14 protein-coding genes are annotated in these 15,842 nt (G+C 36.8%); 13 read left to right on the top strand and 1 reads right to left on the bottom strand.

The genetic code is table 11. From position 1 onward, the window contains the following. The first annotated feature begins 18 nt into the window (after nucleotides 1–18). Nucleotides 19–795 (top strand): sulfite exporter TauE/SafE family protein, encoded by a 777-nt coding sequence (locus IGJ53_RS13650; RefSeq protein WP_010733078.1) that lies wholly within the window; start codon nucleotides 19–21, stop codon nucleotides 793–795. Nucleotides 796–901: 106 nt separating this feature from the next. After that, nucleotides 902–1,309: a DUF1430 domain-containing protein gene (locus IGJ53_RS13645; RefSeq protein WP_316400945.1), complete on the top strand. Its 408-nt coding sequence runs from the start codon at nucleotides 902–904 to the stop codon at nucleotides 1,307–1,309. Nucleotides 1,310–1,420: 111 nt separating this feature from the next. Here the strand turns inward: IGJ53_RS13645 and IGJ53_RS13640 are convergent, their stop codons facing one another. Continuing rightward, a complete protein-coding gene (locus tag IGJ53_RS13640) occupies nucleotides 1,421–2,341 on the bottom strand; it encodes a transcriptional regulator (RefSeq protein WP_438750464.1) in 921 nt (306 codons plus the stop codon). Nucleotides 2,342–2,406: 65 nt separating this feature from the next. On the opposite strand from IGJ53_RS13640, the gene IGJ53_RS13635 reads away from it, so the two are divergent. The 11 genes from IGJ53_RS13635 (at nucleotide 2,407) to IGJ53_RS13585 (ending at nucleotide 15,574) form a co-directional block, all read left to right on the top strand. Beyond that, nucleotides 2,407–3,777 (top strand): MFS transporter, encoded by a 1,371-nt coding sequence (locus IGJ53_RS13635; protein ID WP_408581862.1) that lies wholly within the window; start codon nucleotides 2,407–2,409, stop codon nucleotides 3,775–3,777. A gap of 164 nt (nucleotides 3,778–3,941) precedes the next feature. After that, a complete protein-coding gene (locus tag IGJ53_RS13630) occupies nucleotides 3,942–4,859 on the top strand; it encodes an ATP-binding cassette domain-containing protein (RefSeq protein WP_002315832.1) in 918 nt (305 codons plus the stop codon). After that, nucleotides 4,852–5,634, top strand: a complete 783-nt coding sequence (locus IGJ53_RS13625) for an ABC transporter permease (RefSeq protein WP_259741647.1) — start codon at nucleotides 4,852–4,854, stop codon at nucleotides 5,632–5,634. The genes IGJ53_RS13630 and IGJ53_RS13625 overlap by 8 nt, the downstream gene beginning before the upstream one ends. Beyond that, nucleotides 5,635–6,315 (top strand): response regulator transcription factor, encoded by a 681-nt coding sequence (locus IGJ53_RS13620; RefSeq protein ID WP_002303698.1) that lies wholly within the window; start codon nucleotides 5,635–5,637, stop codon nucleotides 6,313–6,315. After that, nucleotides 6,308–7,204 (top strand): sensor histidine kinase, encoded by an 897-nt coding sequence (locus IGJ53_RS13615; protein WP_259741648.1) that lies wholly within the window; start codon nucleotides 6,308–6,310, stop codon nucleotides 7,202–7,204. The genes IGJ53_RS13620 and IGJ53_RS13615 overlap by 8 nt, the downstream gene beginning before the upstream one ends. Nucleotides 7,205–7,418: 214 nt before the next feature. Continuing rightward, on the top strand, nucleotides 7,419–9,341 hold the full coding sequence (locus tag IGJ53_RS13610; RefSeq protein WP_259741649.1) for a BglG family transcription antiterminator: 1,923 nt from the start codon (nucleotides 7,419–7,421) through the stop codon (nucleotides 9,339–9,341). After that, nucleotides 9,342–9,788, top strand: coding sequence for a PTS sugar transporter subunit IIA (locus IGJ53_RS13605; RefSeq protein ID WP_002302514.1), 447 nt, complete (start codon nucleotides 9,342–9,344; stop codon nucleotides 9,786–9,788). A gap of 15 nt (nucleotides 9,789–9,803) precedes the next feature. After that, nucleotides 9,804–10,118 carry a PTS fructose transporter subunit IIB gene (locus tag IGJ53_RS13600; protein ID WP_002373816.1) on the top strand — a complete coding sequence of 105 codons (315 nt, stop codon included), beginning with the start codon at nucleotides 9,804–9,806 and terminating at the stop codon, nucleotides 10,116–10,118. A 25-nt stretch (nucleotides 10,119–10,143) separates the two neighbouring features. Beyond that, nucleotides 10,144–11,193, top strand: coding sequence for a PTS fructose transporter subunit IIC (locus IGJ53_RS13595; RefSeq protein WP_002373813.1), 1,050 nt, complete (start codon nucleotides 10,144–10,146; stop codon nucleotides 11,191–11,193). Nucleotides 11,194–11,204: 11 nt separating this feature from the next. Then, entirely contained in the window at nucleotides 11,205–13,808 is a 2,604-nt protein-coding gene (locus tag IGJ53_RS13590; protein WP_259741650.1) for an alpha-mannosidase, read from the top strand. Nucleotides 13,809–13,924: 116 nt separating this feature from the next. After that, entirely contained in the window at nucleotides 13,925–15,574 is a 1,650-nt protein-coding gene (locus tag IGJ53_RS13585; RefSeq protein ID WP_010733087.1) for a MutS-related protein, read from the top strand. Nucleotides 15,575–15,842: the final 268 nt, after the last annotated feature.

The raw sequence follows: 15,842 nt of genomic DNA, 5'->3' as shown, positions 1-15,842 counted from the left end.
AGTAGAAGGAGGGATGAAATGATCGGTATTCTTTACTTTTTTGTGATCATCGCGGCCAATACGATTGGGGCGGTTTCTGGAATGGGAGGCGGTGTGATCATCAAACCGGTACTGGACTTTATCGGTTACCATTCTGTTTCGGCTATTTCGTTTTATTCGACAGTTGCTGTATTCACGATGTCCATTTCTTCGACTGTGCGTCAGCTGAAGAGCGGACAGAAAATCAGATTTGCTATTGTGCTGTGGGTCTCTTCTGGAGCAATCGCAGGTGGAATTGCAGGGAATCTCCTATTTGAGCAGCTGCTACTTTTTTTTGATGATGAAACAACTGTTCAATTCCTGCAAATCATTCTCACAATCGCATCGCTGATCTTTGCCTTTCTTTATACAAGGAATATTTGGAAAGGATTCCAGATGTCTTCTTTTTTCAGTTATCTTACGTGCGGGCTGATTTTAGGCTTTTTAGCGAGTTTTTTGGGGATCGGCGGTGGTCCGATCAATGTATCGCTACTGATGTTGATGTTCCATTTCAAAATCAAAGAAGCAGTGATTTATTCCATTTGTACGATTTTCTTTTCTCAGCTGGCTAAGCTAGTGTCGATTTTTCTAGGGAGCGGTTTCGCTCAATTTGATTTATCGATGCTACTTTATATTGTTCCAGCAGCGCTTTTAGGCGGAGTATTGGGGGCTTATCTCTCAAAATTCTTGTCTTCTGAAAAAGTAACATTTGTTTTCCAAGGAGTAATCCTGCTGGTTTTGGCGATCAATATTTACAACGCAGTGAATTTGATTTGAGAAATTCCTGCTTCAATAGGGAATTGTCCTCCCTCCTTTGAAAGCCCTTTCTAGATGACGCAACAGTGCTATACTAAAGCTAACAAATAAAGGAACGGAGAGGGATATGGGTCAAAGAGAATTTATTGTTTTAATCATTATGGAACAGCTAAGGAAAACAGAATTGCAATTGATTTATTTGTGGGACATAAGACAAAGGATAACTGATTTATCGATTACTATTTTATTGGTTATTGTTTTGATTACCTATTCCACACTGAGCTATTTCCGCCTTTATCAGCAAAAATTTGTTGTTTGGCGGTTAAATGGTGTTTCTTTTTTCAAAACTTATAGAAGAATTTTTCTGCTGTTTGGCTTACAATATCTTTTGTTTTTTATCTATGTAGCTGTCCATTCATTTAGGATAACGGATATCTTTATTTTTTCGTTATACATACTAATCGAATGTATTGTGCTGTTGTCTACATTTTTTTTAATCGAGAAAAAACAGAACAGATTATGTGAAAGTAAATGATTTTTTAGTTTCACAAGTAAAAATACTCTTTTCACTGTCTTTGGAAAAGTCAAACATGGGGGTGTGACAAAAGTCTTGTCACAACCCCTCTTATTTTTCATAGGTCCGTTTTTAAGGATGAGTGCTTTTCTTTTGCTTTTTATATGCTCTGGCTCTTTTGACGTGTTCTGCGGTGATTCGAGGGTAGGCTATACGTACTTCTTCATCTAGGAAGCAAAGATCACAGATTGTCTGGATTCGTTGGGTCTCTGAACGAATGAAATCATCGTCTTCTCGAAAAACAGCAGCAATCAATTCAAGTTGAGAAAGACGCAATGTGATGACTAAGCGTCCTTGTAAACTCGGATGTTCTTTCACTAAAGTTTGGAGGTCGGGAACTAAAGACAATGCTTCTTCATATCTATCAAAGAGTAGCTGGATCAAGGCATAGTTAAGTAGATGATTGGCATATTTAAAAGACCAGTCTTCTTCAAAATCACGGTAGTTCTGATAATTCTTTTTAAAGCGTGAGAGGAATAAAGGGCGGATATCATCTGCCAACATTGGCAAAATGATGCTTGCGTTATTCATTTCCTTTAGCGTCCACGTCTCCATCTGCATCAAATAATCTTCCATGAACTTCATTTCTTCGGTATTGACTTCGCTTGTCTGTGCATCGATTCGATCAATAGTAGCGAGTAAGTGGATGAGGTACGCATAAAAACGTTCTTCTTTTTTCTTACTATCTTTGTACTTCAAATAAAACTTAGGTTCTTTTTCCACATGTTGAAATCGTTGGGTTTCTTCTGCTATTTCTTTTAAGAAACTTTTCTGTCCGCGATATTTTTCTCCATAATGTAAAAAGAAAAATTCATCGGGGTTTTCTAATTCTAAATTATCGAGAACAGATAAAAAATCCTCTAAAGCAAGGTTTACTTCCCCCCGTTCAAAACGATAAGCAAAGGTCCGTCCAACGATTCCTCCATACACTTCCTTCATCAGCAACCCTTTGTCTATCCTGATGCGACGCGCTGTCAATCCATATTTCTCCATATACTTCCCTCTTTTGTGTTCATTATAGTGAACATAATAACATAAAAAATTGGTCTGCTGATAGGATGAAAAAAACGAAGGGAGCATGGAGCATGAATACACTCACTCTTGAACAGCAATCAAAGAAACAAGTTATGAAAGCAGCAATTTCTTCTCTTATCGGGACATTTGGTTCTTCTATCTTTACATTTGGACTTAGTCTGATGCTACTTGAAAAAACCGGGTTAGCTATTTCATTTGTTTTAGCATCTGTCATTCAGCCAATACTTGCCATTTTTCTAACGCCCATCGTTGGACCCATCGTGGATCGATACGATCGTAAAAAAGTGATCATCATCAGCCAGCTTGTAACGTTAGTTATTTTAGCCATATACGGTTTATATTGGGGGCTGTCTGCTCATCCGCAAAAAGGAATTCTTTTGCAATCAATCTTGCTGATTATTGTATTGAAAGCCACCGACCAATTTACTTATACTGCACAACAGGCGGCAAAACCCGATCTAGTATTGTCGGATGATTTGATGAAACTTGCCAGTTACTTGAGCATGGCTACGAGTATCTCGAGTCTACTAACAGGAGTTTTAGGTGCGGTACTTTATACACTTCTTCCATTCTGGCTTTTTGTTTTTATTGAGATACTGACTGAGATCATGACGTTATTCATTACATTGACAATGGATTTTCATCTTGTTCATTCACAAGAAGACCAACTGAAGAGAGCTACCGAATCAGATAAAGGTTCTTTTCTTGAAGGGTTGCGTTACATCAAACATCAAAAATATCTTATCTATTCGTTGGTTTTTGCTTTACTGATGAATTTTTTCAGTGCCATCATCAATGTAGGGCTGCCCATCATCATGCTTCGTACTTTGAAGGTATCTAATGTTCTTTATGGATTGACTGAAACATTCTTTTTTGTCGGGATGTTAGTAAGTGCTTGGTTAGCAGGAAAAATAAAAGATCCATCGGCTCCTCTTGAACGATCTCGTAAGCTTTCTTATGGCTATGCAGTTGGTTATGTAGGCATTAGTTTAATGGTTCTTTTGGTCCACGGAGAGATTCTTGCAGTTATCATTGATGGCTTGCTTCTTTTTGCGATTGCTATCGTGAACAATCTGATGAATATCCCAACTATGGTCTGGCTTCAGCGAGAAGTTCCAACGCATATACAAGGACGTCTGATGTCAACGATAACAACGATTACCATGGTGGCCAGTCCACTTGGATTAGCACTGTTTGGTGCGCTTTTTGATTGGCAGACAACGCAACCACGTCTGCGAGACAGTCTGATTTTTCTGGGAGGGAGTCTTGCTATAGTTATCCTTATAACCGGTCTGGTAAAATTACTCAAGCTTGATCTGAAAGAAGCAAAAATTTTCAGTGAAGAGGAATACAGAGAAACGACTTTGGTCGAAAAGAAAGAATCAGGAAACTGATACAAGCGTATAACAAACTGCCTGATAATAGGAAAGACACGTATTGTCAGATTGTTTTTTTTTGACATTCAATTGGAAAATTTACACTTTCTTTATACATTTCTGGCTGCTTTCTTTATACCCGTCAACTATACTTCACTTATCAATAAGAAAGAAGGATAAGTATGGATTTTGGAAATGAAACGGTCTTGAAAGCGACTGGTATAACCAAAAAATACGGTGCTGCCAAAGCATTAGATAAAGTATCGATCGAAATCAAACGTGGAATGATCTATGGATTGATTGGGGAAAATGGAGCGGGGAAGTCTACCTTTATGAGAACTATTATGGGTTTGATCTCGATTGATGAAGGTTCAATCGAATTATTTGGAACGACGGATTTGCAGGCAGCAAGACGACGTATGGGTCAATCAATTGAAACCCCTGCTCTTTATCCAGAATTAACTGCAAGAGATAACCTACGTATCCAAGCAGCGAACGGCGGTGTGTCAGATAGAGAAATCGAAGACCTGCTGAAAATGATGCGATTGGAAAATACAGGGAAAAAGAAAGCAAAGAATTTCTCTTTAGGTATGCGCCAGCGTTTAGCTATTGCAAATGCACTGATCACGAATCCGGAATTTTTGATTTTAGATGAACCGACGAATGGGATGGATCCAGCAGGGATGGCAGAAATGCGAGAAATCATCCAACGTTTGGTAAAAGAACGGGGAATCACCGTCTTGCTTTCCAGCCACTTGCTAGATGAATTGTCACAGATCGCCACCCACTATGGTATTTTGCATGAAGGACACTTGATCAAAGAATTATCGAAAGAAGAATTGGCACAAGAATCTCGTCAATTTATAAAAATTGACACTTCGGCGACGGAACAAGCAGTAACGGTTCTCGACTCTCTTGGTTATAGGGATTATTTTGTCCAATCTAGCCGTGTTATCCAGCTTTTTGAAGGGATTGACCAAGTAGCAGCCATCAATCAAGCATTGGTAGAGGCAAAAGTTCCTGTGGATGGCATCCACCTAGTTGGGCAAAAACTGGAAGATTATTTCCTACAATTAACTGGAGGCAAGACACATGTTTAATCTATTAACTGCTGAAAAAATAAAAGTATGGAAGAGCCGTAAAATGTGGGTCTCACTAGGACTGATGGTCGTACTTCCGCTTTTTTATTCTTGGAACGAATGGTATATGCATATAAAATACGGCAATGAATTAAACCAAGCAACGGATACAGTCATCAACGGTGCAACAGGGATTTTAATGGTGGAAAAAATGGCTGCATGGATTCTTCTGGCTTTCGCAGCATTTGCGTGCTTTTATATTGGGGAAGAATTTCAAAACGGTACGATTCGAAATACGTTATCTTTAGGACGGAATCGAATGACTTATTATATGTCGAAACTTCTCGTTACGCTTTTGATCACAACACTTGGCGTGGTTTTGATCACGGGTCTAGCCATGCTTGCTTACACACTTGCTTTCGGATTTGGTGAAATCGAAGGAATCAAAAACTATGGAAATTATGTTCTGCAAGTATTTCCTGTCTTGCTTCTGCTGACATTAGGGACATTATCTGTTCCAGTGGCTTTGACATTCGTCACTAGAAGTACCAGTGTCAGTTTGCTTCTTTCTTTTCTTTATATCATGGGAACTGCCTTCGTTCCCGGTGTTTTCGCAAAAATCAAAGGCTTGGAATTTCTAATGGAGTGGTTTACGGAAACGTGGCTCATGTATACGGACTTTGCGCAACAAGCAACTTATTCGCAAGCACCGAAAATGATTCTGGTCAGTCTAGTAACACTCGTGGTATCATCAGCTCTAGGAATGTTTATTTTCCAAAAATCTGACATTAAGTAGGTGGTCCTGCTGGAAACTATTTTGATTATCGAAGATGATGAAGCTGTTCATTCCTTACTGGAGGAGGTTCTTGAACAGAGATACAAACTTCTTGATGCTTATTCAGGTACGGAAGGAAAATTATTGTTAAGCACATATCCTGTTGATTTGATCCTTCTAGATCTCATGCTTCCAGGGCTTTCAGGAGAAGCATTGTTAGCAGAAATCCGACAGACATCGAATGTTCCGATCATCGTTCTTTCAGCAAAAAGCGATCAAAGAGATAAAGTTTCCTTGTTGGCAGCAGGAGCGGATGACTATGTGACGAAACCATTTGATATCGAAGAACTGTTGTTACGAATCGGCATCCAACTTCGTCATCAGACTTCTGTCCAAGTAAAAGATCTGTCGCAACGCATCTATTACAAGGAAATCTTACTGGACAAAGAGTCAAGGGATGTAAATGTGAATGGTGTGGCTGTCCATTTGACAGGAAGAGAATTCGATCTGCTGAAGCTTTTTTTAGAACATCCGAAAAAAGTATTTTCGCGAGCAAATCTTTATGAAACAGTTTGGCAAGAACCATATTTTGATAGTGAGAAAACAGTGAATATGCATATTTCCAATCTTCGAGGGAAACTAGCAAAGGCACATGCTGTGTATATTCATACGGTGTGGGGAGTGGGGTTTAGATTTGATTAAGTGGCTGTTGCTTCTCGTTGTTATCTTTATGGGAAGTTTTATTTTCTTCCTGCAAAGGGAAATCAAGCGATTGACTAAGAAAATCGCCACGCTTTCTGAACGACAAGAATATGGTGGTCGTCTTTCAGTCGAATTTCGAGAAAAGAATCTAATGGACCTAGTAGATGCACTGAATACATGGGTGGATGAAAATGAACAAAAAGGACAAGTATTTCAAGAAATGGAAGAAAACATCCGACTATCGATCGTCGGCCTTTCTCATGATCTCAGAACTCCTTTGACTGCTATTAACGGTTATGTACAATTACTGGAACAGGTAGAGGATACGGAGAAACGGGAGAAGTATTTAACGATCATCAAACAATCTGTTGCAAGATTACTTAGTATGACGGATCAGTTTTATGATCTTGCTCGAATAGAGACGAAGCAAAAAGAAATGGATTTCCATACACTTTCTTTTTCTAAAGAGGTGGAAGAAGTATTTTTCTCTTTTTATGAACAATTTTCTGAGAAAAATATCGAGGTAGCGTTCGCTGAACACTCGATAAATACAACTGTATTAGCAGATCCGCTCATGTTGTTGCGAGTGCTGCAAAATATCATACAGAATTTATTGCGTTATGCAGATGGACAAGCAAAGGTGACATTTTCAAAAGAGGATCCATTCATTCGATTAACAGTGGCCAATCCTATCAAAGCAGGAGCGCAAACCTCTGTTGAAAAAGTCTTCCAGCGTTTTTATACCGAAAATACCAGCCGCACAAATACGGAATCTAGCGGAATCGGGCTTTACCTGTCAAAAAAATTGGTGGAAGGAATGGGAGGAGAGATGACCGCTAAATTAGACGGGGGCATCTTCTCCATCTCCGTCAAGTTGCGGAGGGTTTAATTATACAAGATTAGTGAGAACTAGTAGAAAAATGTATTATCTATCTATATATATTTAATAGAGAAAAAAGCCTGTGATATAAATATTGCAGGCTTTTTTATTGATTTGAAATAATCAAGAATATTAGAAACTTCTACATTAATCAAGAACTTTCTTCTGTATGAAAATAGAGATAATAATTGTACACTTAAGCTGTATTCAGGAGGTGAAGATAATGGGCATCGAATTTAGCGAACGGCAAATGAAAATACTATACTTTTTGATTGAAAATGAGCACACGACTTACAAAGAATTATCAGAACAATTATATGTATCTACGAAAACAATTAGCAAAGATATTTTAATTTTGAAAGAAATAATCCAAAAAATGCCAGATGTACAAATGTTGGTTCAACCTAAAAAAGGCGTTTCGCTTATTGGAAAAAAAGAAACACTTCGAAATTTATTATCCAGTCATAAAATCAATATCGCAGACTCTCCGGAGGACCGTCTAACTTATGTGTTTGCTAAATTATTGAATACTAATGATTCTCTAAAGATTCAAAATCTTGCTGACGAATTATACGTGAGCAGGTCGACGGTAGAAAGCACAATGAAAGATGTTAGAAAAAGACTAAACAAGCATGGGATGTCCTTAGTTTCAGATCGAAATGGCGTGCGCATCAAAGCTGATGAAAAAAGTAAAAGAAGGTTGATGTCAGAAGTTGTGAACTATTATTGGGGTGGCTTTACAGCATCTAACAGTAAAACAGATCTCTTAGACTTGAATATCAATTTCATTGGTGAAGCGAATAATTTCTTAAATAAGGACATATTGAAAAAAGTAGCCGAATTGCTTAATCGATACATGAATAAGACACAATTGAAATTTACAGATTATGAATTTCAAACTTTAGCTATCCACCTTGCTATTGCGATAGAAAGGATTGAAACAAGCAATTTCTTATCACGTAGTAATAATTCTGAAGAAGAAATCTCAGAGAATACACTTATTTTAATCAAAATGATTGAAAAAGCATTTTCAATTATTGTGCCAATAGATGAACAAGCTTATGTTGACATTCACATTACTTCGATTGAAAAAAATGCTATGAATCACGACTTAGATCAAACGAAGCTTTCCTATTTAGATATGGGTGTTGAGCTACAAGAGTTAGTAAGAATTAAATTAAATGAATTTTATCCTGATGAAGAATTGATCAATAATCTAGTATTACATCTCAATGCAGCAGTTAAAAGACTCAAATTGGGAGTAAATATCTATAACCCTTATACGGACAAAATCAAATATTCTTTTAAAAGGTCATTTATGATAAGTGTAGATTTATTAGAGGAAATCGAAGAGAGATTCTGTATACATTTCAATGAAGAAGAAATCGCTTACGTAACACTCCATATTCAATCACTTTTGGATCGTTACAAACCTGACAAAACGAAAGTGATATTAGTTTGTAGTAGCGGATATGGAACATCAAAATTATTAGAGCAAAGAATAAATAACGGTTTTGCAGATATGGTTGAGATAGAAGATGTACTAAGCATCAATGAACTACAAGATAGAAAAGTCACTGATGAACTTGTTATAAGCACGATTCCGATTGAAAATACAAATTTTCCTGTTATTGTTGTTAGTCCTTTGATGTTAGGGGCAGATGTCAGAAAAGTAAAACAGTATCTACAGTTAAATGAACAAACAGAAGATGCTTTTCTAAATTTATTAGATAAACGATTTTGCTTTTTTACCCACCAAATAAAGGATAATCAAGTGAACGTTTTAAATATAATTACCAAAAAATTGGTAAAAGAAAATTACGCGAAAGAAGGGATACTAGAGGGAGCAATCAAAAGAGAAAAACTATCTTCAACAGCGATGAATGATTTTGCTATGCCGCATATCGAAGTAGATTTTATAAAAAAACCAGTAATCTGTGTCTACGTTAATCCAGAAGGAATTGATTGGGATGGGACACTTGTTCATTCTGTTTTCTTTTTTGCACTTAATGAAAAAGTAAAACCTGAATTGAACAAAATTTATGAAACATTCAATGAAATCGCTTCGAATCATGAGTTATTAGCAAATTTAAAAACGAGTTCGTCGTTTGAAAAATTAGTTTATATATTGAAAGAAGGCTTATAAATGATCAGTGAAAAAATCAATATAAATAATATAGTGATAGATTTAAATGCATCTGATAAAAAAAGTGTAGTCGAAAAATTATCAAAATTGTTAGAGACTAATGGGTTTGTGTCTGACCACAAACAATTTCAAAAAGACGTATTTGACAGAGAAAACCATATGACCACAGGAATTGGGAAAAATATCGCCATTCCTCATGGCAAAAGCCTAGCAGTAATTGAATCAACAGTGGCTGTAGCAAAGTTAAAGCGGTCTGTTGAATGGGGCGCATTAGATGATCAACCAGTTGATCTCGTCTTTTTGTTAGCAATAAAAGACACTGATAAAGGTACTAATCATTTACGTATTTTAGCAGAATTATCTGGAAGATTGATGGATGACGAGTTTGTTAAAAGAATAAAAGATTCGAGAAATAAAAAAGAATTGGTAAAAGCTCTATCATTTTAAAAGGAGGAATTTCATATGACAAAAATAGTAGCAGTAACAGCATGTATCGCAGGGATTGCCCATACTTATATGGCAAAAGCTAATTTAGAAAAGTTTGCGAAGAAGAAAGGGTTAGATATTAAAGTAGAAACACAGGGGGCTATGGGGATAGAAAACAAACTTTCAATTTCGGATGTTTCCGAGGCAGATGTTGTCATATTTGCAGTAGATACAAATGTTTCAGAACGAGATCGCTTTGATGGTAAACCGATTTTAACAGTAGGGACCTCAGAGGTAGTAAAAGATGGTGAAGAGACGATTGATGAAGCAATTGCATTAATTAACAAATAAAAAATATATCGTGGGGGAGTTACTAATGGAATTCAAGAAACAAGGAAGAGAAATTCTAAATCATTTCCAAAGTGGGGTTTCCTATATGATCCCGCTTGTCGTAGCAGCAGGGTTACTAACTTCTATTGCAGTCATTTTTGGTGGCACAGGTGTTTGGGACCAGACGGATACATTCTGGGGAGTCCTGCGAATGATTGGTCAGACGGGATTACAGTTTATCGTACCGATGATTTCAGCCTATATCGCATATTCAATTGCTGACCGTCCCGGTCTAGCACCAGCTTTTATCACTGGGATGATGTGTCAAAATCTTGGTATGGGATTTATTGGAGGAATGGTTGCTGGATTAGCTTGTGGCTATTTAGCTAATGCATTGAAAAAAGTAAAAGTACCGATGCAAGTTATTAGTCTAAAATCAATTATGCTGATTCCTTTTGTTACTACATTAGTTGTTGGAATCATATTATGGTATGTACTAGCTACGCCTATTCAAGCAATGACAACAGGACTGACTAATTGGCTAGAAGGCATGTCAGGAGCAAATGCTGCTTTGATGTCGGCTATTTTAGGAGGAATGATGGCGTTTGATATGGGAGGACCTATCAATAAAATTGCATATGCTTTTGGGGTTGCTTCTTTTTCAAGCGGAAGCTTTGGACCTAGTACAGCCATGTTGTTAGGAATTGCTATTCCGCCATTTGGAATGTTTTTAGCAACAATTTTAAACAAAAAACTTTATGATGAATCAGAACGAGATAATGCAAAGACAGCTATGATTATGGGCCTTGTTGGGATTACTGAAGGGACGATTCCGTTTGCCGTGAAAGATCCTTTACGAGTAATACCGAGCATCGTGGTTGGTACTGTAGTAGCATGTGGTCTAAATGGATTTTTTGGTGTTACACAAGAAACAATGCTTTCAACCTTTATGGCGATTCCTTTTGTTACGAATATACCTTTATATTTAGTATCAATTGTTATTGGGGGAGTGGTTACAGCGTTAATGGTCAATGCACTAAAATCCATCAAGTATAAAAAAGAACAACAAGTAAATTCAGTAGAAGAAGGAAAGTAGGATAATCTGATATGGTAAATGCACATATAATTCAACACACGCACTGGGACAGAGAATGGTATTTTACAAATGAAGATGCCATCGTATTGTCTGATCAGGTCTTTACTGAAGTTCTAGATGAATTGGAAAGGAACCCTAAAGTAAACTTTTGTTTAGATGGACAAACTTCAATCGTCGATGAGTATTTGGAGATCAATCCGCAAAAGCTTAAGGTTATCCAACGACTGATGAAAACAGGACAACTATTCGTGGGACCGTGGTATGCACAAACAGATGCCTTATTAGTGGATGCTGAATCAATTTTAAGAAACTTAATGATTGGGATCAGTGATACGATCCTTAAATATGGAGATCCAATGATGGTAGGGTATTTGCCTGACACGTTTGGGTTCAATGCGAATTTGCCTACACTTTTGCATCAAGTAGAAATCGATAATTTCATGTGTTGGCGAGGATTAAACTTTGAAACGATGGTTCCATCTCCATACTTTATCTGGAAAGGATTGGGAGATAAATTTGTTTATGCCATGAATTTTCCATTTGGTTATATGACTGGAATGATGACCTTAGACGCAATTAAAGATATTCCTGAATTTGCAAAAGAAAAGTTGGATGAAGCAGTTGAAATGCTTCATATGCAAGGAAAAAACAAAGATATTTTAGTACCTTCGGGTGTAGATCAAAAGTCAATGATTTTAAATTTTGATCAAGTCGTAGAGAAGTTGAATAAATACAGTAAATTCCACAATATTATTTCAGATTATCCTTCTTATGTAGAAGTTATCAGAAATAAAAAAGAATTACCTGAATATAAAGGTGAACTTCGTCAGCCGGTTTACTCTCGTGTTCATCGTTCGATTGGCTCAGTAAGAACAAAAATGAAAATAGAAAATTTTAAATTGGAACAAAAAATTCTAAAACGAGTTGAGCCGCTCATGCTGATTGCAGAAAGAAATGGTATCCATATCAGTAAAGGCCTACTTCGTCGGTTATGGAAAAAGATTTTGCAAAACCAGGCTCATGATAGTATTGGTGGCTGTGTTTCAGATAATGTTGCGGAAGATATTTTCCATCGAATCAAAGAAGCTAATGAGATAGCCGACGGAATCGAAAACCTTATTGTAAAACGGATGGCTGATGCATTAAAGCTAAAATCGAATGAAGTCCTTGTTTTCAACACAACGACTGAGAATTATAGTGGATCGAAAATCGTGCATGTAGTAGCTGATTCAAAGAAAATACACTTCAAAGGTAGTCCCTATAATATCATTGAAAAAGAAGTTTATTTTCCAGAAAGGAAAAATGCTTATCGGATGACTGCTACAGGTTTCGAATATTTTGATGAACCAGCTTATTATGAACTTGACATAAAAATAAATGTAAATGTGCCAGCGCTAGGATACACTGTTGTTGAATTTGAGAAAAATAATGAAAAATTAGAAACAGCAATCGAGATAGACAAAACTGAGATAAGTAACAATAAATATAAACTTTCTTTTAAAGATGGGCAATTGAATTTGATAGTTGGAGATAGACAATATCTTGATTTCGTTCATTTGATCGATTCAGCAAATGATGGCGATACGTATGATTATTCACCATTAGAAGGAGATACAGAACTATCTCTAAAATTAGAAACAGCTAAAGTATATAAAGATTCTTTACAAGAAACATTAGTTGTTTACGGAAAAGCTCAACTTCCTAAAAATTTAAAAGATCGTTTATCTGAAAAACCCGAAATGGAAGAAATATCTTATGAAATATCGTTCAGTCTGGGAGAAAGTCAAATCGTTGAAGGCACACTCAAAATTCATAATACTGTTTACTCGCATCGTATGCGCTTAGCAATTAATGTTTTAGATAAATCTGAAAAATCAATTGCACAAATTCAAAACGGATTTATTGAAAATGCCCCTGATGTCATTCCTCCGAATTGGTCAGAAACTATGGTAGAGAAACCTGTTAATTTAGAAATATTCGATAAGAGTGTCTCTGTGGCAGAAAATGATCATTATTTTACGTTTTATGCAGATGGTTTAAAAGAGTATGAACGTATAGAAAATCAATTGATCATAACCTTATTTTCAACAACAGGGGAACTTGGAAAACCTAATCTTGCTTGGCGACCTGGGCGAGCTTCAGGAGATACGACAAATGAAGGGCATGTCATGATGGAAACACCGCTAGCTCAAGAGATAGGTGAGTATAAAGTCACTTTTGGATTTAATGTAGAAGAAGGAAGATTTAATGAGTTCAAAGTGGCAAAACAGGCAGAAAAACGGTTAGAACAATCTATTTCTTATCAAAAGCAGAAACTGAATGTATTTATTCACAGGTTAGATAACAAGATTTGGCCATTACAAAATGAACTTGATGTTCCTCGTAAATTTTCATTGATTGAATTACCTGAAGACTTAATTGTATCGTCGATTTATCCTTCTTATTTTCATGAACAAGGATTTGTTCTTCGCTTAGCTAATCCAACAGAACAAGAAAAAATAGTACCTGAGGCTATCCTTTCCCTTGGGACAGTTGTCAATTCACTGGAGAATAAACAAGAATTAACAACAATTCCTCCCTATGATTATTTGTCAATTTTGATAAATGAGAGATAAATATGTAATATACAAGAAAAAAACACCTTTTATTTTGGAAGGTGTTTTTTTACCCCCTTTTCAAATAGCGCAACAGTGCTATACTAAAACTAACAAATAAAGGAACGGAGAGGGATATGGGTCAAAGAGAATTTATCGTTTCAATCATTATTGCAGCTGTTATTTTATTAGTTGCTTTAGACATTTTTTCACGTTTGAAATTAAAGGAAACAGTTCGTAGCAAATGGGGAAAAATTCCTTATCAACCGAGATTTGATAAAGAAGAAAGTTTGAAGGAAGCATGGCTCACGGAGAAGAAGTTCCGTTCATGGGATAGTGAAATCGACGATCTTACTTGGTATGACCTGGATATGTTCGAAGTATTTGAAGGGATCAACAGTACCTATTCTAGTGTAGGTTCAGAAGCGTTGTATGAACGTTTACGCAGCTTTGATTTTGGTGAAGATCAGCAGTTAGAAAAACTGATTGCTTTTTATCAGGAAAATCCTCAACTGAGAGAAAAAATCCAATATCAATTCGCTCGTTTAGGAAAAAAAGATCATAATTTTGCAAAACAATATCTAGCGGATGGAAAAAGTAAAAAGATTGGACGCGTAGGTTTATTTATTTTTCTTGGCTTGCTTCCGCTGGTGGGTGTAGGTTTGCTTCTTTTAGGTCAAGTACTAGGAATCTATTTGGCAATCGGTGGGTTAGTATTCAATACGGTCTATTATCTAGTGAAGAAACAAACACTAGAAACAGAGCTGAATAGCATGAGTTATTTGGTTTCAACGATTTCAGCCGCCAATCAGTTAGCAAAAATGATGACACCACTTCAAGAAGAGCTGAAACAGCAAACTAAACCATTAAGAGACATCCCTAAATTAGGTTTTTCATTTCGTATGAAGAGCGGGAGTGAAGCAGAGTTGATTTTTGAATATGTCAACATCATGTTCATGCTGCCATTTATCTCCTATCATTTCGTTCTCACTAAATTAGAAAAACATTCAACTGAAGCCATCAAGTTGTGGGAATTGTTGGGAGAATTAGAAGTAGCCGCTGCAATATTGAATTACCGTACTTATATGCCCATCACTTGCCGACCAGAGTTTACTGAGGGCGGTGTGACAGCGAAAGATATCTATCATCCATTGTTAAAAGAAGCGGTAGTGAATCCAGTCAACTGGCAGAAGAATACATTAGTCACGGGTTCCAATGCATCAGGAAAATCTACGTATGTCAAAAGTATAGCCATCAGCTGTATTCTAGCACAGACGATCCAAACAGCGATTGCAGAACAGTTTACACTGCAACCTGGACATGTGTTGACTTCCATGGCAATCGAAGATGATTTATTTGAAGGCGACAGTTATTTTGTTTCAGAAATCAAATCGATCAAACGTTTGTTGGACCAAGTGGCTTCCAAAGAACGCTGCTACTGCTTCGTAGATGAGATTTTAAAAGGGACAAATACGATCGAACGGATTGCTTCTTCCGCTTCAGTCGTTCGGTGGCTTGCGGAGTATCCATCTTTAGCATTTGTCGCCACACATGATATCGAATTGACAGAGATTTTAAAGAATTATTGTGAGAATGTCCACTTTGAAGAACAAGTAACAGAAGGAAAAGGAATCAGTTTTGATTTCAAATTAAAAGAAGGACCTTCAAGGACCCGAAATGCGATTGCCTTGCTGAAAGTCTTGGATTACCCAGAGACTTTAGTAGAAACCGCAAAAACGGAAGCCGCGTCATTTGATGAAAAGCGGCAGTGGCATGTATTGGGATAGGCGAAGTGATCGAAAGTATTTATTGGATCAAAAATCTTGGCTCATGCTTCCGCCGTTTATACGTGTTTAGAGCGTGAGACAAAAGTGTTCTTTACTTTTGTCTCACGCTCCTTTTGTTGCACATATGAATAGTAATCCTTTATCTTCGATTTGTTTTTTCTGAAAAGGTTGTCTGGCTTCGTCCGATTGATGTCTTTCATTAGGAGATTTTCCTGAGCCCAGCAACCTGATTTTTCGCTGGAACCAAGTTGTTTTTTCATCTGCTGTA

This window comes from Enterococcus sp. DIV1283b (assembly GCF_051710965.1).
Classification (GTDB): Bacteria; Bacillota; Bacilli; order Lactobacillales; family Enterococcaceae; genus Enterococcus_B; species Enterococcus_B lactis.
Note: the sequence above shows the minus strand (reverse complement) of the source record. Positions and strands in the feature narration are given on the sequence as shown.

Coding starts and splice junctions, on each gene's coding strand:
- IGJ53_RS13650 (WP_010733078.1), top strand. CDS start 19: ATGATCGGTATTCTTTACTTTTTTGTGATCATCGCGGCCAATACGATT.
- IGJ53_RS13645 (WP_316400945.1), top strand. CDS start 902: ATGGGTCAAAGAGAATTTATTGTTTTAATCATTATGGAACAGCTAAGG.
- IGJ53_RS13640 (WP_438750464.1), bottom strand. CDS start 2,341: ATGGAGAAATATGGATTGACAGCGCGTCGCATCAGGATAGACAAAGGG.
- IGJ53_RS13635 (WP_408581862.1), top strand. CDS start 2,407: ATGAAAAAAACGAAGGGAGCATGGAGCATGAATACACTCACTCTTGAA.
- IGJ53_RS13630 (WP_002315832.1), top strand. CDS start 3,942: ATGGATTTTGGAAATGAAACGGTCTTGAAAGCGACTGGTATAACCAAA.
- IGJ53_RS13625 (WP_259741647.1), top strand. CDS start 4,852: ATGTTTAATCTATTAACTGCTGAAAAAATAAAAGTATGGAAGAGCCGT.
- IGJ53_RS13610 (WP_259741649.1), top strand. CDS start 7,419: ATGGGCATCGAATTTAGCGAACGGCAAATGAAAATACTATACTTTTTG.
- IGJ53_RS13605 (WP_002302514.1), top strand. CDS start 9,342: ATGATCAGTGAAAAAATCAATATAAATAATATAGTGATAGATTTAAAT.
- IGJ53_RS13600 (WP_002373816.1), top strand. CDS start 9,804: ATGACAAAAATAGTAGCAGTAACAGCATGTATCGCAGGGATTGCCCAT.
- IGJ53_RS13595 (WP_002373813.1), top strand. CDS start 10,144: ATGGAATTCAAGAAACAAGGAAGAGAAATTCTAAATCATTTCCAAAGT.
- IGJ53_RS13590 (WP_259741650.1), top strand. CDS start 11,205: ATGGTAAATGCACATATAATTCAACACACGCACTGGGACAGAGAATGG.
- IGJ53_RS13585 (WP_010733087.1), top strand. CDS start 13,925: ATGGGTCAAAGAGAATTTATCGTTTCAATCATTATTGCAGCTGTTATT.